We start from the raw sequence: 16,045 nt of genomic DNA on the forward strand, positions 1-16,045 counted from the left end.
CCACATGAGCGTCGACGTAGCCGTGGTCCGTGTATTCACCGACGAGCGGGGCCGCCACGGAAATCCACTCGGTATCGTCGCAGGCGATGCCGTCGCGCAACCCGATCGGCAGTCTCTTGCGCGTGAACTCGGTTTCAGCGAAACCATTTTCGTCGACCACGACGGAGGCAGACAGGCGTCGGCGACGATATTCACTCCCGAGGTCGAACTGCCGTTCGCGGGTCATCCCACTGTCGGATTGTCGTGGTGGCTCGGCGCGTCGGGGACCCCGATCGACACTCTCGTCGTACCGGCAGGCGAGGTGACCATCGGATACGGCGACGGAACGACCTCGGTCCGAGCCCGCGCCGACTGGGCCCCTCAGTTCTCGATGCACAAATTGGCGTCCGTCGACGACGTCGAGTCCGCCGGACCGTCGAACTTCCCGAACGGGCACCACTACGTGTGGGCGTGGATCGATGCCGAGGACGAGGCGATTCGAGCGCGAATGTTCGCAACGGAGATGGGCATCGCGGAAGACGAAGCCACGGGCGCTGCCGCAGTCCGCATCACCGAATCACTCGGTCACGGATTGAGAATCGACCAAGGCCGAGGATCGAGGCTGTTCACCGAGTACCTCGGCGACGGGTGGGTCCACCTCAGCGGACGAACGGTCCTGGATACGCCGCTCACCGTGAGGTGAGCGTCACGGCTGTGGCGGTACCTCCACCGCGATCTCGTCACCCAGCGACACTCCAGGCGCGAGCGGTAGTCGATCCCCGCTCCAGAACTTGCCAGGGTCGAACCAGTTGGCCTTCTTGTTTCCGGTCAACAAGCCCATCGAGTCGTACGTCATTGCAACCACTTCCGCGCAGTAGGCCGTCTCCAGAGCAGCCGTTTCGTGCTCGCTCCTGCGCAGCGTCGGCACTCGACCTTTGAACCAGCGCCCTGCCAGCTTCGCCGTCGTCGGGAAAGCCGTTCCGTCCATGCGCGCGATCGTGCGCATCAACGCGTCCTCCTGTTCGCGCGTGACAGCCCGATCGAGTTGTCGAAGCCAACAACGCTGCTGGTAGCGATACGTCCACTGTGTCACCGCACTTCGAAGGTCGTGGAGTTGCACACCACGCTGATAGTTGCCGGTCCACATGTCCTGCAACGTTTTGCCCAGCTCTGCGTGCCACATCAGCGGAGGAAGATCGTCGACGACCACAGCCATGCCGACATGATTGACAGGGCTGTTCGTCAGGGTCTGGATCGCACGGTCCGCTGCCGAATGGCCGCGAAATATCCAGATGTCGCCTGTCCGGGTTGCGTCCACAGCGGTATCGAGGGAGATCGTCGACGCAGTCATGTCGGTCAGCCTAGTTCGGCGCCCAGCTTGTCGGCGCCCAGCTTGTCGGCGCCCAGCTTGTCGGCGCCCAGTACGGTGAACGCATGAAGCTGTGGAAGATACTCGGACTGGCCGGCGTGGTCGGAGTCGCAGCCACGGGTGCACTCGTCGTCAAATCGGAACGGACGAGGCGTGCGTATGCCCCCGACGAGGTTCGCGAGCAGTTGCACAAGCGATTCGCCGAGGCCTCGTCCGCTGCGATCGCCGAGGCCCCGCCTCAGCGATCGCGGGCGCAGAAGTTCAAGCACAGGTTCACCCGAGGGCGCTGAAAATCCTGGCGGCGAGGTCCTCGACCTCGGCGTCGGTCATGACGAACGACGGCGAGATCTGCATTGCTCCCTGTCCGGCTGCGCGCCCCGAGACGCCGTGGGCGCGGAGCGTTCGGACGAACGGCAGAGCCTCGGCCGGATCGACGAGCTGCACCGCAGCGACCGCGCCGAGACCGCTGCGGACCTCCTCGACGCGCGGATGTTCGGCGAGCGGCGCGAGGTGGGTGTGCAACGAGGTTTCCAGCCGCGCCGATTCCTGCAGCAGATTTTCACGCTCCATGATGTCGAGCGTGGCCATGGCGGCTGCCGCTGCACCCGCGTGACCTCCGTAGGTGTATCCGTGTCGCCACCAGGCTCCGCCGGCGAAGAACGGTTCGGCCACGTGCGGTGCGATGAAGACCGCTCCCATCGGAACGTAGCCGGAGGTCAGGCCCTTCGCCGTCGTCATCAGATCCGGTTGCAGGTCGAACCGAGACGATGCGAACCACGAACCACCGATACGACCGAAGCCGGTCACGACCTCGTCGGCAACGAACAGGACATCGTTGTCGCGGCAGATCTGCCGTACTTCCTGCAGATAGCCCTCGGGCGGCAGGTAGACGCCTCCCGCGCCGATGATCGGTTCGCAGAAGAAGGCGGCGATCGAATCCGCACCCACTTCCTCGATCAGCGTCAACAGACTCTTCGCGTCGTCCCACGCGACAGTCCGTGCGTCCGCCATCAATTCGCCGTAGTTCTCGCGGTTCACCGGAATTCCCGCAAGCGCGGTACCCGCGACATGCATTCCGTGATACGCCTTCTGCCTGCCGACGATCAACTTCTTGCCCGGCTGACCCACTTCGTGCCAGTACCGGCGAGCGAGCTTGGCCGCAGTGTCGATGGAGTCCGATCCACCCGAGGTGAAGAAGATCTTGCTGCCCGCGACCGGCGCGATCTCGCCGAGACGTTCCGCCAGCGCGAGCGTCGTCTCGGGAACGAAATCACCGAAGTTCGAGTAGTGCGCCAGCGTTCCGAGCTGAGCTGCCACTGCGTCGGCGATCTCTCGGCGCCCGTGTCCGACGTTGGTGAACCACAGTCCTGCGGTCGCGTCGAGATACTTGTTGCCCTCGCGGTCCCAGATGTAGGCGCCGTCACCGCGAGACACGACGAAGGGCCCGTTGCTACTCACCGCGCCCATGTCGGCGAAACCGTGCCACAGCGCGGAGTGAGTGGATTCGTACGTCGGCTCGGCCACAGTAGACATGAACCAGAGCTTAGTCAGTCGCCGGCAGCCGACTGGTTGCCGTATCGCCATCTGCTTCCGAGTCGTCCGACGGCGTTCACGGCGAGCGCCATCAACACGAAGGCCACCGTCAAGACGACCAGGCCGATGAACAGAGCCACATAACCCTGGCCGCGTGGGTCGAGGAACGGGTAGGGATACCAGTCCACGATGGGTCCACGAACCAGGCTGTAGATCCCGTAGACGAGTGGAAACACCAGCCAGATCAACGACTGCGCCTCGGTGATGCGCCTCCGGCTCGGAGCGAGAATCCAGTCGAGCAGGATCACCACCGGCATGATGCGGTGCACGACATTGTTGGTCCACGCGTCGGCCACCCCGACATCGATGTTCGCCAACAGTACGGCGTAGATGATGCCGGTGATGACCATGTAGAGGGTGACGGCCCCGCGGAACAGCTGCCAGGGACGGCTCTGTGGATCGGCCAGCCCACCCACCAGAAGGACGACGATCGCCAGTACGTTGCTTAACACGGTGAAATAGCTGAAGTAGTTGACCACCGAGAAACCGGGCTGGCCCACCCCGTCGACGAGAATCGTCGACAGTGCCGCCACCGCCAGTGCGGCGAATGCGACTCGCACCATCCGAATCACGGTGCCGGTGTGCTGGACGTCAGTTGTGTCCGTATCGACAGCCATGACTGATACTTGCACGGCTTCGACGGATTCGGGGCCTACCGCACCATTGTCGGACCACGGATTATCCTGTTGGGAGCATGTCTACTGAAACCGTCTCGCAACTTCGCCGCTCTCTCACTGCCCGTCTGACGGATGTGTCCTTGCGCGACGAGCATCGCCTTCGCCGCAGGCTCTCCTCCGCGCGCACTCCGGACGCGCTCGCTGCCGTCGAGAAAGACTTCGCGCGAGCCGAGGCAGTGGTGTCCCATCGCCGCGCCGCGGTTCCGAACATCGAATACCCGGAGTCACTCCCGGTCAGCCAGCGCAAGGACGACATCGCGGCCGCGATCGATGCCAACCAGGTCGTCATCGTCGCCGGCGAGACCGGATCCGGCAAGACGACCCAGATTCCGAAGATCTGCCTCGAGCTGGGCCGCGGGATACGCGGATCCATCGGCCACACGCAGCCGAGGCGGCTCGCGGCAAGGACCGTCGCCGAACGCATCGCCGAGGAAGTCGGCGAAACCATCGGCGACTCGGTCGGCTACAAGGTCCGTTTCACGGACCAATCATCCGATTCGACTCTGGTCAAGTTGATGACCGACGGTATTCTCCTGGCCGAGATTCAGCGCGACCGGATGCTCCGCCAGTACGACACACTCATCATCGACGAGGCGCACGAGCGCAGCCTGAACATCGACTTCATCCTCGGCTACCTGGCGCAGCTGCTCCCCCGCCGTCCGGACCTCAAGGTGATCATCACCTCGGCGACCATCGATCCGGAACGCTTCGCAGAGCACTTCGCCCAGGGCGGCGTCGCCGCACCCATCGTCGAGGTCTCCGGCAGAACGTTCCCGGTCGAGATGCGGTATCGCCCCCTGTCCGTCGACACCGGCGACACCACGCTCGACCGAGACCCGGTCGACGCAACGTGTGACGCCGTCGACGAACTCATCGCCGAAGGCGACGGCGACATCCTGGTGTTTCTCTCCGGCGAACGAGAAATTCGCGACACCGCGGACGCACTGCGAGATCGGCAGTTACGCAACACCGAAGTGGTGCCGCTGTATGCGCGGCTGTCGGCCGCCGAACAACATCGTGTGTTCTCGGCGCACACGGGACGTCGAGTCGTCCTGTCCACCAACGTCGCCGAGACTTCACTGACGGTCCCTGGAATTCGGTACGTCGTCGACCCTGGTACGGCACGCATCTCGCGCTACTCGGTGCGCACGAAGGTACAGCGTCTACCCATCGAGAACATCTCTCAGGCCTCTGCACGCCAGCGAGCAGGTCGCTGCGGACGCGTGGCCGACGGGATCTGCATCAGGCTGTACTCGGAGGCGGACTTCGAAGCCCGACCACAGTTCACCGAACCCGAGATCCTCCGAACCAACCTGGCGTCGGTAATACTTCAGATGACGGCGCTCGGCCTGGGCAAGGTCGACGCGTTCCCGTTCGTGGAGCCACCGGACCCACGCAGTATCCGCGACGGCATCGGTCTGCTGGAAGAACTCGGCGCGGTCACTGCGTCGTCGAAGACCGGTGAGTCCGAACTGACGCCGATCGGGCGTGAGCTCGCGGCACTCCCGGTCGATCCGCGCATGGCGCGCATGCTCGTGGAAGCGAACAGCACCGGAGCTCTCGCCGATGCGCTCGTCGTCGTCTCGGCGCTGTCGATCCAGGACGTTCGGGAGCGTCCGGCCGAGCATCAGCAGGCCGCCGACGAGAAGCACGCGCGGTTCGCGGTGGAGAACTCCGACTTCCTGTCGTACGTGGAGTTGTGGAAGTATCTTCGCGAACAGCGTGATGAACTGTCCTCCAGCCAGTTCCGCCGAATGTGTCGAAACGAATTTCTCCACTACCTCAGAATCCGGGAGTGGCAGGATCTACACGGCCAGCTCCGCCAGATCGCTCGCGGTCTCGGATGGACGGTCCCGGAGGCTCCCAGTTCCCAGGCGGCTCTCCATCAGTCGTTACTGTCGGGGCTGCTGTCGCACATTGGATTGCGCGAAGGTGACAAACGAGAGTTTCTCGGCGCACGCGGTGCCCATTTCGCGATCTTCCCCGGATCCGGACTGTTCAAGAAGCCACCCCGATGGGTCATGGCGGCAGAACTGGTCGAGACGAGTCGCCTGTGGGGCCGAATGGCCGCACGGATCGAGCCTGAATGGGCCGAACGACTCGCCCCGCACCTGGTCAAACGGACGTACTCCGAGCCTCACTGGTCGATCAAGCGACAGTCGGCGATGGCATACGAACGCGTCACGCTGTACGGGATCCCGCTGGTCACCGGCCGTCCTGTCGGATATCACACGATCGATCCGGAAGTATCCCGCGAGCTGTTCATCAGACACGCCCTGGTACAGGGCGAATGGACGACTCAGCATCCGTTCTTCCACAAGAACAGAGCCTTGCTCGACGACGTCGGCGAACTGGAGAACCGGGCACGCCGACGCGACATCGTCGTCGACGACGACGCGCTGTTCGACTTCTACGACACCAGAATCGGACCGAACGTGGTGTCCGCGCGCCACTTCGACACCTGGTGGAAGAAGACCCGTCGGTCGACACCCGAGCTCCTCGACTTCTCTGCCGCCACCGTCGTCAATCCTGATGCAGCGTCGGTGCTCGGCGGCGACTACCCGGATGCGTGGCGCCAAGGTGAGGTGCAGTTCCCGCTGACGTACCAGTTCGAACCGGGCTCGGCAGCCGACGGAGTCACCGCTCGCATTCCCATCGCACTGCTCGCCCAGGTACAACCTGTCGGTTTCGACTGGCTCGTGCCGGGCATGCGGGCCGAACTCGTCGGCACCATGATCAAACTGCTTCCGAAGTCGCTGCGCCGTAACGTGGTTCCGGCTCCGGACTTCGCCGCAGCCGCGCTGCAGTCGATGAAACCGCGTGCCGAGCCGGTCGTGACGGCACTGGCACGAGAACTCTCGCGCCTGGGGTCATGCCGCATCGACCCGACCGACTTCGCCGTCACCGAGCTACCGGACCATCTGCGCATGACATTCGTCGCCGTCGACACCGGCGGAAGCGTGCTGGGCTCGGACAAGGATCTGATCCGGCTACGAAAGACGTTGGCTCCGCGCGTCGATCGCGAGGTGGCCAGTGCGGTCGGACAGGCCGAGCGTTCTGCCACTCTTGCGTGGACATCGTCGTCACTCGGCACTCTCGACGAGACGGTGACACGTTCGGTCGGCGGGCAGACCGTGACCGGTTACCCAGCCCTCGTCGCCGAGAACGGTGGCGTCGCGGTTCGCGTCCTCAGTACACCTGCGCAGCAGCGAGCGTCGATGAGGGACGGGACCAGGGCGCTACTGCTCGACTCCGCTCCCCGAGGGACCAAGGCGCTGCTTGCGGGGATCCCGACGAAGGATCGGATCGCGTTGGGACAGAATCCGTACGGCTCGGTCGAGGCACTGCTCGAGGATTGTCGCAGGACTGCTGTCGACGAGTCGATGGACGCGCACGGCGGACCCGTTCGCTCCCCCGAGAGGTTCACCGCTCTGTCGAAGGCGGTCAACGCCGAGACCACGGATAGAACCTCGCGGCTGCTCGGACTCGTACGGCCCGTTCTCACTGCAGCTCTGGAGCTTCGGGCTGTGCTGGCCACGAAGCAGGGGGATGCCGCCGATGACGTCCGCGAGCAGCTCGACGGCCTCGTGTTCGACGGGTTCGTCTTCGAGTTCGGATCCACTCGACTCGCCGAGATACCGCGCTATCTCACCGGGGCCATCGCCCGCTTGAAGTCGCTGCCGAGCAGCGCAGGCCGAGACGATGCGGGCATGGACATCCTCGATCGCGTGTACGACGCCTACGACAGACTCCTGAAGTCGCTTCCGGAGGCGCGTCAGCGTAGCGCTGCGGCTCAGGATGTGTTCTGGAGCATCGAGGAACTACGGATCGGGTTGTTCGCACAAGGAATCAGGACCGCGTACCCGGTCTCCGAGAAGCGAGTGATGAAAGCGATCGACGGGGTCGGACGAGGATGAAGCCCTGGACGAGGTGATCCGGGGCACTCGGGTCAGTCGACGGCCGAGGACTCACGATGTGCACGCAGCTCGAGAATCTCCTTCTCGAAATCTTCTGCCGAACTGAAAGATCGGTAGACCGACGCGAAGCGAAGGTAGGCGACTTCGTCCAAGTCCCTCAGCGGTCCGAGAATCGCCAACCCGACCTCGTTGCTGGGGATCTCGGCGGAGCCGGATGCCCGCACAGCGTCCTCGACCTGTTGCGCCAAGAGATTGAGCGCATCGTTGTCGACATCGCGTCCCTGGCATGCGCGCCGAACACCTTTGACGACCTTCTCCCGGCTGAACGGCTCGGTAACTCCGCTTCGCTTCACCACAGCGAGCACAGCTGTCTCCACCGTGGTGAATCGCCGACCGCACTCCGGGCACGAGCGACGACGACGAATCGCCTGCCCCTCGTCGGCTTCGCGTGAGTCGACCACCCGAGAATCGGGATGCCTGCAGAACGGGCAATGCATGTAGGAGCCTCCGTCGTTGCCGATGCACTCTCCGCTCGGACCTACCGAATGCTCAGGACGCGCAGGAGGTGCAGGCTCCGAGGATACTCGGAGGGCTACGTACGCAACTCGATCACCCGCCAGGTCGAGAGATGCGAGAGCCGAACTGACGAGGAGATCATTCGTCCACGGAGGAAGGAACAACGAGTTGCTGCCCGGCCGTGACGGCCGCGCTGCCCAGACCGTTGGACGCGAGAATACTGTCCACGACTTCCTGCACCGGCTCGTCGGGAACCACCCGTGCTGCGAAGTCACTGAGGGTCTCGCCTTGCTGCACCGTTGCAACAGTCGGCTGCGCAGCGGACTCGAGTGCACCCGCCCTGAGATTCGCCAACCCGATCAGTCCGAGGATCACGACGGCAGTACCCACCACACCTGCGACTGTCGCCTGCCACGAGATCGACTCGTTCGATCCACGTGCCTCGACACACGCCTCCGCACGGAGGGTCGCCTCGGTGGGCCGATGCGCGGAATGCACGAAGCGACGTCGGGTCTGCGTCGGCCTACGCGGCACGGAACGTGAGGACGGTGTGGAACGTGAGGACGGTGTGGAACGTGAGACCGGACCGACCACGCGCGAGTAGGCCTGCCTGGGGCTTTCTGTCGTGATGCTCATCGGTAACCTCCACTGCGGTGAACGTGATCGACACCCTCGTTCGATCAGGCGTTCGATGAACGCTTGTTCGAAGTTCTATCACGCGAGTCCGACAAAGTCAGTAGAAAATGCGACACGGATCGAACAGATGTTTGATCGAACAGCGTTTTCGAGCTAGATTCGTGTCAGAAACCACACGTCACACGCACACCACCCGTTCGACGCCCGAGAAGCCGTGAACCGATCATGCGAATCTCGACGCGAACAGACGACGTGGTCCAGCAGAACACGCAGAAATCTCGAACCAGCACGAGTCATGAACACGCAAGCAGCCGCGATGCAGGAGGACGCACTAATGAAGGACGAGACCTCGTCAGGGTCAGCGAAGTCGACCAGTAAGACGACTGGGAAGTCGGCCGCCAAGCCCGCTGCCGTACCGACCGCGAAGGCGTTCGAGGGTGAGGGCACCGACATCAACGCAGGATTGACCGATCGCCAACGCAAGGTACTGGAGGTGATTCGCGCCTCGGTCACCGAACGCGGTTATCCGCCGAGTATTCGGGAGATCGGTGACGCGGTCGGTCTGACATCGACGTCGTCGGTCGCGCATCAGCTCAGGACACTGGAGCGCAAGGGGTTCCTGCGGCGCGACGCCAATCGACCGCGCGCGGTCGACGTGCGCGGCCTCGACGAGGTTCAGGCCGATCACGCAGCTGCCGTGGCGGATGGTTCGGCGCCCGCCGAGGACCAGCTACCGACGCCTACTTTCGTGCCGGTGCTCGGACGTATCGCGGCGGGCGGACCGATCCTCGCCGAGGAGGCCGTCGAAGACGTATTCCCGCTTCCCCGTGAACTCGTCGGCCAGGGGTCGCTGTTCTTGCTCAAGGTGGTCGGCGAGTCGATGATCGAGGCTGCGATCTGCGATGGGGACTGGGTCGTCGTCCGCCAGCAAAGTGTGGCGGACAACGGTGACATCGTCGCCGCGATGATCGACGGCGAAGCAACTGTCAAGACATTCAAGCGTTCGAAGGGAGACGTGTGGTTGATGCCGCACAACCCGCTGTTCGAACCCATTCCGGGAAACGACGCCGCCATCCTCGGCAAGGTCGTCACTGTGATGCGCAAGCTCTGAGCCACCGCGATGTGGACAAGCCCCGCAGCCACTGATGGCCGCGGGGCTTGTCCATGTCTCCGATGAGTCAGAGGTCGAGGCCCCGACCGATGATCTCCTTCATGATCTCGGTCGTGCCGCCGTAGATGGTCTGCACCCGAGAGTCCATGTACGCCTTGGCTATAGGGTATTCCTTCATGTAGCCGTAGCCCCCGTGCAGCTGCAGGCACCGGTCGATGAGCTTGACCTGATTCTCGGTGGTCCACCACTTCGCCATCGCGGCTTCCTGAACGGTAAGGGTGCCTGCGTTGAGCAGTTCGATGAACTTGTCGACCATGATCCGGGTTGCTGTCGTCTCGGTGGCCAGTTCGGCGAGCACGAACCGGGTGTTCTGAAACTTGCCGATCGACTTGCCGAATGCCGTGCGGTCCCGACAATACTGAATTGTCATCTCCAGGGCGGACTCCATCGCAGCAGCAGCCACCACGGCGATGGACAACCTCTCCTGCGGCAGATTCTGCATGAGGTAGATGAACCCCATCCCCTCTTCGCCCAGAAGGTTCGCCGCGGGGACACGGACGTCGGTGAAGCTCAGTTCTGCGGTGTCCTGCGCCTTCATTCCGATCTTGTCCAGGTTGCGGCCGCGTTCGAATCCTGCCATTCCCCTTTCGACGACCAACAGGCTGAAGCCCTGCGCGCCTTTCTCGGGGTCGGTGCAGGCGACGACGATCACGAGATCGGCATTGATTCCGTTGGTGATGAACGTCTTCGACCCGTTCAGGATCCATTCGTCGCCGTCTCGAACCGCTTTGGTCTTGATTCCCTGTAGATCGCTTCCGGTGCCGGGCTCGGTCATGGCGATCGCGGTGATCAGCTCGCCGGAGCAGAATCCCGGCAGCCACCGTGCCTTCTGCTCGTCGTTGGTCAGGTCGGAGAGATACGGTGCGACGACGTCGTTGTGCAGCGTGAACCCGATTCCGCTGTATCCGCCGCGGGTCGTTTCCTCGGTGACGATGGCGTTGTATCGGAAGTCCTTGACTCCTCCGCCGCCGTACTCCTCGGGAACAGCGGTACCGAGGAAGCCTTGCTTTCCGGCCTCGACCCAGACATCACGATCGACGATGTTCTGCTCTTCCCACTTCGCGTGGTTGGGCGCGACATGCTGATCGAGGAACTTGCGGTACGACTCACGGAAGAGGTCGTGCTCGGAATCGAACAGTGTGCGTTCCACTATCTTGGCTCCTTTTCAGGTGCACCTCGGGGTACACCGAAGTTCACCGCCGGTGACTGGCGTCACTGAAAACCCTACGGCGATCGCTCGCACGCAGTCGATGACCGAGCCGCGCGTCATTGGTGACCGATCAGTGCTGCCGAGAGCGAGCCAGTGCGCGCATCACCGGGTACCCGACGAGGATTCCGACCGATCCCCATGCGATCCCACCGAGTTCGACGGAGCCGACGGCCAATGTCAGATCGCCGATGCCAGCGACAAGTGCCGCGGCAACGACCATGAGATTGACGGGGTCGGTGAAATCGACCTTGTTGTCGGTCCAGATGCGGACTCCCAGAAGGCCGATCAAGCCGTACAACACGAGCGTCGCACCGCCGATGACGCCGCTCGGGACGGTGAACACGAGCGCACCGAACTTCGGCGAGAAGGCAAGAACCACCGCGGTCGCCGCTGCCACCCAGTACGCGGCGGTGGAATACACGCGGGTGGCGGCCATGACGCCGATGTTCTCCGCGTACGTCGTGGTACCCGACCCGCCTGCTGCACCGGCAAGCGTGGTGGCCAAGCCGTCGGCGATCAGGGCGTTTCCGGCCATGTCGTCCAACGACTTTCCGGTCATGGCGGACACTGCTTTCACATGCCCCACGTTCTCGGCGACCAGGACGATGACGACGGGCAATGCGACGAGCACCACCGACAATTCGAACGTCGGTCCTCGAAACTCCGGTAGCCCGATCCACGACGCGCCTGCCAACGCGTCGAGTTTGGCGTCCTCGATCTGGCCGACCACTGCCGCGAACACCCAGCCGATGACAACACCGACCAGGATTCCGAGGCGACCGAGCAGTCCTGGTCCGATCACAGTGACGAGCAGGATCGCTACGAGCGTGATGGCAGCGACGAGGGGTTGGGCTTCGAACGACGACGTGGCGGTGGACGCGAGGTTCAGTCCGATGAGCACGACCACGGCACCCGTGACGACAGGGGGCATGACCGCTTCGATGACCCGCCCACCGACGATTCTGACGACGAATCCTACTGCCGCGAGGACGATTCCGACAGCCATGACAGCGCCGAGCTGCGCCGCCGGGCCGTCTGCCTGCGCGGCGCTCAGTGGAGCGATGAACGCGAACGACGACCCCAGGTAGCTGGGGATTCTGCCGCGCGTGATGATCAGGAACAGTGCTGTTCCGATGCCGGAGAACAGCAGCGTCGTCGTCACCGGGAATCCGGTGATCGTCGGAACGAGCAACGTCGCGCCGAACATAGCGATGACGTGCTGCATCCCGATGCCTACCGTGCGCGGCCACGACAACCGCTCGTCCGGTGCCACGACCGCTCCTGCTGCGACTGTCTTCCCGTTGCCGTGCAGGGTCCATCCGAAGTTTCGACTCACGAGGAGAAATCCTAGAGTGAGTGTCAGTTCAGGATCGCACCAACCGCCGCACGAGCAGCGGTCGAGCTGTCGGTGCGCAGCGCAGCACCCGCAGCCTCCTTGCACTGATCGAGCGTGACCGTCGACAGCTTTGCTCCCACGTGGGCAATGGCAGCGGAGGCCGCTGACAGAGACGTGATACCGAGACCGACCAGGACACACGCGAGCAACGGATCGGCGGCAGCTTCGCCACACACTCCGACCGGTTTTCCAGCCGCGGCACCTGCTTTCGCGGTGTGCGCGACCAAGGCGAGCACCGCCGGCTGCCACGGATCGGTCAGAGCCGCGAGCTGTGAGGACATCCGGTCGGCTGCCATCGTGTACTGCGCCAGGTCGTTGGTGCCGATGGACAGAAAGTCGACGTGTTCGAGAATGTGCTCGGCCAACAGGGCAGCGGCAGGCACCTCGATCATCACCCCTGGCTTCAGTCCGCGTTCACGAACGTCGGCTGCGAACGCCGCAGCTTCCGCCGCGGTGGCGATCATCGGCGCCATGACCCACGGACTGGAACCGGTGGCCTTCGCGGCGGCTGCAATTCCGTCGAGCTGGCGGTAGAGGATGCCCCGATCCTGCTCGGCGATGCGAATTCCGCGGATTCCGAGGGCCGGGTTGGCCTCGTCGGCATGGTTGGCGAACCGAAGCGGCTTGTCCGAGCCCGCATCGAGCGTTCTGACGACGACCTTGTGGCCCTCGAACGCCTCGAGCACCTGACCGTAGATCTCCGCCTGCTCGTCGACGGTCGGCTCCGTGTCGCGGTCCAGGAAGCACAGCTCGGTGCGGAAGAGTCCGATGCCGTCCGCGGCGGAGTTGCGTGCCGCCCGCGCACCAGCGCCGTCCTGAACGTTCGCGAGGATGTCGACGGCGTGGCCGTCGGCGGTTGCGCCCGGGCCCGACCACTGGGATACGCGGTCGAGTTCGGCCTTCGCGGCCGCCACCTGCTCCACGGCGCTCGTCGTGTCCGGTTGGAGCACGATGAGTCCGGTACCTCCGTCCACGAGGGCCGGCGTGCCTTCCGCGATGTCGTCGAGCCCCGCGACCGCGACGATGCAGGCGATACCGAGCTGCCGCGCAATGATCGCTGTGTGGCTGGTCGGTCCACCGAGAGATGTCGCGAGGCCGACGACGAGGGTTGCATCGAGGCCTGCTGTGTCGGCAGGGGCCAGGTCGTCGGCGAACAGAACCGACGGGACTGCCGGAACCGGCACACCGGGTTCGGGTACGCCCAGGATTTCGGCGATCACGCGGTCACGGATGTCCCGCAGGTCGGTGACACGCTCGGCCATCAGGCCGCCCACCTTCTCGAACATCGCCGTGAACTGCTCGGTGGCGGCGTCGGTCGCCGACGAGGCCGGACTGCCGGCGGCGATCAGCTTCTCGGCCGCGCGGATCCAGCCACGGTCCTGCGCCATCGCGGCGTTGGCGGACAGCACCTCGGACGCCGCGCCCGTAGCGAGTTCGGCGCGTCCGCGCAGCCGTGTCGACACAGTCGACGCTGCGGTACGGAACCGTTCGAGTTCGGCGCCGCGGGCGGTGTCGTCGATCACCGACGTGTCGATGGGTACGTCGGGGCGGCGCCCGGGCCTGATCACCGGGCCGTAGCCGACGCCGGGAACGACGGGGGTTCCTCGCAGAACCGTCTCCTGCGTGTCGGATCGAAGCGATCCCGTCATGTGTCCTCCTCGTGACCGGGTGTGGTTCAGCCTGTGCAACCAACTTGTTGTGACCGAGATTACTCTTTGCTCTTGACATGTCAACAGATACGGGCGTAAAACAACATAAACCAACAACGAATCGGCGGGAGGCGCAGGTGTACGCAGAAGAGCGACAGCAATCGATCGCAGAACTTGTCAGTACCCGCGGCCGCATCTCGGTAACCGATCTGTCCACCGCCTACGGCGTCACCACCGAGACCGTGCGACGCGATCTCGCCGTTCTCGACCGACTCGGCGTCGTTCGCCGTGTCCACGGAGGAGCTGTGCCTGCATCGGCTCTCACGGCCACCGAACCCGGCGTCGGCGAGCGCGAGTACACCCGTGCGGAGCAGAAGGACGCCATCGCCGCTGCGGCGCTGGACTATCTCCCTCAGCCCGGAGGCAGCGCCGTACTCGACGCCGGAACCACCACCGGTCGCCTGGCAGCTCTGCTCTCCAGCGAACGCGAACTCACGCTCGTCACCAACTCCGTGCCCATCGCAGCGCGAGTGGCTCCGCTTACCGGAGTCAATCTGCGGGTACTCGGCGGTCGTGTACGTGGAACCACGCAGGCGTCGGTCGGCGAAGAGGCACTCACAGCTCTCGAGTGGCTCCGCGTCGACGTCGCGTTCATCGGCACCAACGCACTCAGCCTCGGCCATGGCCTGTCCACACCGGACAGTGACGAAGCCGCTGTCAAGCGCGCCATGGTTCGAAGCGCGAACCATGTCGTCGTATTGGCCGATTCGTCGAAGGTCGGCCGTGAGCATCTCGTCAGTTTTGCCCGCCTGGACCAGATCGACGTACTCGTCACCGACGGGGAAATCGACGCCGAGGACCGTAAGAGTTTGACCGACAACGGAATCGAGGTGGTGATCGCATGATCGTCACACTGACAGCGAACCCGAGCATCGACAGGACAGTGATGCTCGACTCCGAACTGGTCCGCGGCGGCGTGCATCGTGCACGCACCACGGTCAGCGACCCCGGCGGCAAGGGCGTCAACGTTGCCAGGGTTCTGACCGCGTCGGGCGTGCACGCCATGGCCGTCCTACCCGCGATGGCCGGAGATCCACTGCTCGATGCCCTCGCATCCAAGGGTGTCCGTTTCTGCGGCGTGCCGACCGACGGATTCGCCCGGACCAACATCACCGTCAGCGAACCCGGCGGCACCACCACCAAGATCAACGAGCCCGGATCGGTACTGACTGCGGCCACTCGAGATGCTCTGTTCGACGCAGTGCTCGACCTGGGCAGAGACGCTGCCTGGGTCGTGCTGTCCGGTTCTCTTCCGCCCGGCGTCACGGGCGATTGGTACGCCGAGATCGTCCGCGCGCTGCGCGGCACCTCCTGCAAAATTGCAGTGGACACATCCGACGAGCCTCTACTGGCACTTGCGGCGTCGTTCCCCGATTCCGCGCCCGATCTGATCAAACCCAACTCCGAAGAACTCGCTCAACTGACCGGCGCCGATGCCGACGAGTTGGAACGTGCCGCATCGGCAGGTGACCCGACGGCGACAGTCGCGGCCGCCCGAATCCTCGTCGGTCGAGGCGTGTCTTCGGTACTTGCGACGCTGGGAAGCGCAGGCGCTGTACTCGTCGATGCCGAAGGTGCATGGTTCGCCGCTCCCCCACCGATCGAGGCGATCAGCACTGTCGGGGCGGGTGATTCCTCGCTCGCCGGGTACATCCTCGCCGACATAGAACGCTGCTCCCCGGCCGATCGGCTGCGCAGGGCCGTGGCCTACGGAACCGCTGCCACAGCACTGCCGGGAACCACGCTGCCCACACCCGACCTTGCTCGCGAAGAAACTGTCACCGTACGCGCGCTCGACTCGCCCCACTCGTCCGTCACCGCCCCGTCCAGCATCACTTCCCACCGTTCGTCGACACTCTCCTAGGAGCCGTC

Annotated in this window: 14 protein-coding genes; 6 read left to right on the forward strand and 8 right to left on the reverse strand. The window is 64.3% G+C overall.

Annotated features, from left to right (window positions below):
- Positions 1 to 4 precede the first annotated feature (4 nt).
- Entirely contained in the window at positions 5 to 682 is a 678-nt protein-coding gene (locus tag RY1_RS03185) for a PhzF family phenazine biosynthesis protein (protein ID WP_072802008.1), read from the forward strand.
- A 3-nt stretch (positions 683 to 685) separates the two neighbouring features.
- Here RY1_RS03185 and RY1_RS03190 read toward each other — a convergent pair whose 3' ends face one another.
- Entirely contained in the window at positions 686 to 1,330 is a 645-nt protein-coding gene (locus tag RY1_RS03190) for a hypothetical protein (protein ID WP_072802009.1), read from the reverse strand.
- Between the two features lie 83 nt (positions 1,331 to 1,413).
- Between RY1_RS03190 and RY1_RS03195 the strand changes: the two genes are divergently transcribed.
- Positions 1,414 to 1,638 (forward strand): hypothetical protein, encoded by a 225-nt coding sequence (locus RY1_RS03195; RefSeq protein WP_072802010.1) that lies wholly within the window; start codon positions 1,414 to 1,416, stop codon positions 1,636 to 1,638.
- Here the strand turns inward: RY1_RS03195 and RY1_RS03200 are convergent.
- Positions 1,622 to 2,881, reverse strand: coding sequence for an aminotransferase family protein (locus tag RY1_RS03200; protein ID WP_072802011.1), 1,260 nt, complete (start codon positions 2,879 to 2,881; stop codon positions 1,622 to 1,624). The two genes, RY1_RS03195 and RY1_RS03200, sit on opposite strands and share 17 nt — an antisense overlap.
- A gap of 14 nt (positions 2,882 to 2,895) precedes the next feature.
- Complete coding sequence (locus tag RY1_RS03205; RefSeq protein ID WP_072802012.1) at positions 2,896 to 3,558, reverse strand: Pr6Pr family membrane protein; 663 nt, start codon at positions 3,556 to 3,558, stop codon at positions 2,896 to 2,898.
- A gap of 77 nt (positions 3,559 to 3,635) precedes the next feature.
- Between RY1_RS03205 and hrpA the strand changes: the two genes are divergently transcribed.
- Positions 3,636 to 7,535 (forward strand): ATP-dependent RNA helicase HrpA, encoded by a 3,900-nt coding sequence (gene hrpA / locus RY1_RS03210; protein ID WP_072802013.1) that lies wholly within the window; start codon positions 3,636 to 3,638, stop codon positions 7,533 to 7,535.
- Positions 7,536 to 7,567: 32 nt separating this feature from the next.
- On the opposite strand, the gene nrdR is transcribed toward hrpA, so the two are convergent.
- On the reverse strand, positions 7,568 to 8,032 hold the full coding sequence (nrdR, locus tag RY1_RS03215) for a transcriptional regulator NrdR (protein ID WP_072802014.1): 465 nt from the start codon (positions 8,030 to 8,032) through the stop codon (positions 7,568 to 7,570).
- 157 nt (positions 8,033 to 8,189) lie between these two features.
- Positions 8,190 to 8,687, reverse strand: a complete 498-nt coding sequence (locus RY1_RS03220) for a LysM peptidoglycan-binding domain-containing protein (protein WP_139279699.1) — start codon at positions 8,685 to 8,687, stop codon at positions 8,190 to 8,192.
- Positions 8,688 to 9,021: 334 nt separating this feature from the next.
- Between RY1_RS03220 and lexA the strand changes: the two genes are divergently transcribed.
- On the forward strand, positions 9,022 to 9,798 hold the full coding sequence (gene lexA / locus RY1_RS03225; RefSeq protein ID WP_245819484.1) for a transcriptional repressor LexA: 777 nt from the start codon (positions 9,022 to 9,024) through the stop codon (positions 9,796 to 9,798).
- Between the two features lie 67 nt (positions 9,799 to 9,865).
- Here the strand turns inward: lexA and RY1_RS03230 are convergent, their stop codons facing one another.
- The 3 genes from RY1_RS03230 to ptsP all read right to left on the reverse strand — a co-directional run bounded on the left by RY1_RS03230 (position 9,866) and on the right by ptsP (position 14,113).
- Positions 9,866 to 11,008: an acyl-CoA dehydrogenase family protein gene (locus tag RY1_RS03230; RefSeq protein WP_072802016.1), complete on the reverse strand. Its 1,143-nt coding sequence runs from the start codon at positions 11,006 to 11,008 to the stop codon at positions 9,866 to 9,868.
- A 130-nt stretch (positions 11,009 to 11,138) separates the two neighbouring features.
- The gene (locus tag RY1_RS03235) at positions 11,139 to 12,404 is read right to left on the reverse strand and encodes a uracil-xanthine permease family protein (protein WP_072802017.1); all 1,266 of its coding nucleotides are present in this window, start codon (positions 12,402 to 12,404) and stop codon (positions 11,139 to 11,141) included.
- A gap of 23 nt (positions 12,405 to 12,427) precedes the next feature.
- Positions 12,428 to 14,113 carry a phosphoenolpyruvate--protein phosphotransferase gene (ptsP, locus tag RY1_RS03240; RefSeq protein ID WP_072802018.1) on the reverse strand — a complete coding sequence of 562 codons (1,686 nt, stop codon included), beginning with the start codon at positions 14,111 to 14,113 and terminating at the stop codon, positions 12,428 to 12,430.
- A 137-nt stretch (positions 14,114 to 14,250) separates the two neighbouring features.
- Between ptsP and RY1_RS03245 the strand changes: the two genes are divergently transcribed.
- Positions 14,251 to 15,018, forward strand: a complete 768-nt coding sequence (locus RY1_RS03245) for a DeoR/GlpR family DNA-binding transcription regulator (protein WP_072802019.1) — start codon at positions 14,251 to 14,253, stop codon at positions 15,016 to 15,018.
- On the forward strand, positions 15,015 to 16,037 hold the full coding sequence (locus RY1_RS03250) for a 1-phosphofructokinase family hexose kinase (RefSeq protein WP_072802020.1): 1,023 nt from the start codon (positions 15,015 to 15,017) through the stop codon (positions 16,035 to 16,037). Before RY1_RS03245 ends, RY1_RS03250 begins: the two co-directional genes overlap by 4 nt.
- The last annotated feature ends 8 nt before the right edge of the window (positions 16,038 to 16,045 follow it).

This window comes from Rhodococcus yunnanensis NBRC 103083 (assembly GCF_001895005.1).
Lineage (GTDB): Bacteria > Actinomycetota > Actinomycetes > Mycobacteriales > Mycobacteriaceae > Rhodococcoides > Rhodococcoides yunnanense.

Coding starts and splice junctions, on each gene's coding strand:
- ptsP (WP_072802018.1), bottom strand. CDS start 14,113: ATGACGGGATCGCTTCGATCCGACACGCAGGAGACGGTTCTGCGAGGA.
- RY1_RS03190 (WP_072802009.1), bottom strand. CDS start 1,330: ATGACTGCGTCGACGATCTCCCTCGATACCGCTGTGGACGCAACCCGG.
- hrpA (WP_072802013.1), top strand. CDS start 3,636: ATGTCTACTGAAACCGTCTCGCAACTTCGCCGCTCTCTCACTGCCCGT.
- RY1_RS03185 (WP_072802008.1), top strand. CDS start 5: ATGAGCGTCGACGTAGCCGTGGTCCGTGTATTCACCGACGAGCGGGGC.
- RY1_RS03220 (WP_139279699.1), bottom strand. CDS start 8,687: ATGAGCATCACGACAGAAAGCCCCAGGCAGGCCTACTCGCGCGTGGTC.
- nrdR (WP_072802014.1), bottom strand. CDS start 8,032: ATGCATTGCCCGTTCTGCAGGCATCCCGATTCTCGGGTGGTCGACTCA.
- lexA (WP_245819484.1), top strand. CDS start 9,022: ATGAAGGACGAGACCTCGTCAGGGTCAGCGAAGTCGACCAGTAAGACG.
- RY1_RS03195 (WP_072802010.1), top strand. CDS start 1,414: ATGAAGCTGTGGAAGATACTCGGACTGGCCGGCGTGGTCGGAGTCGCA.
- RY1_RS03205 (WP_072802012.1), bottom strand. CDS start 3,558: ATGGCTGTCGATACGGACACAACTGACGTCCAGCACACCGGCACCGTG.
- RY1_RS03250 (WP_072802020.1), top strand. CDS start 15,015: ATGATCGTCACACTGACAGCGAACCCGAGCATCGACAGGACAGTGATG.
- RY1_RS03200 (WP_072802011.1), bottom strand. CDS start 2,881: ATGTCTACTGTGGCCGAGCCGACGTACGAATCCACTCACTCCGCGCTG.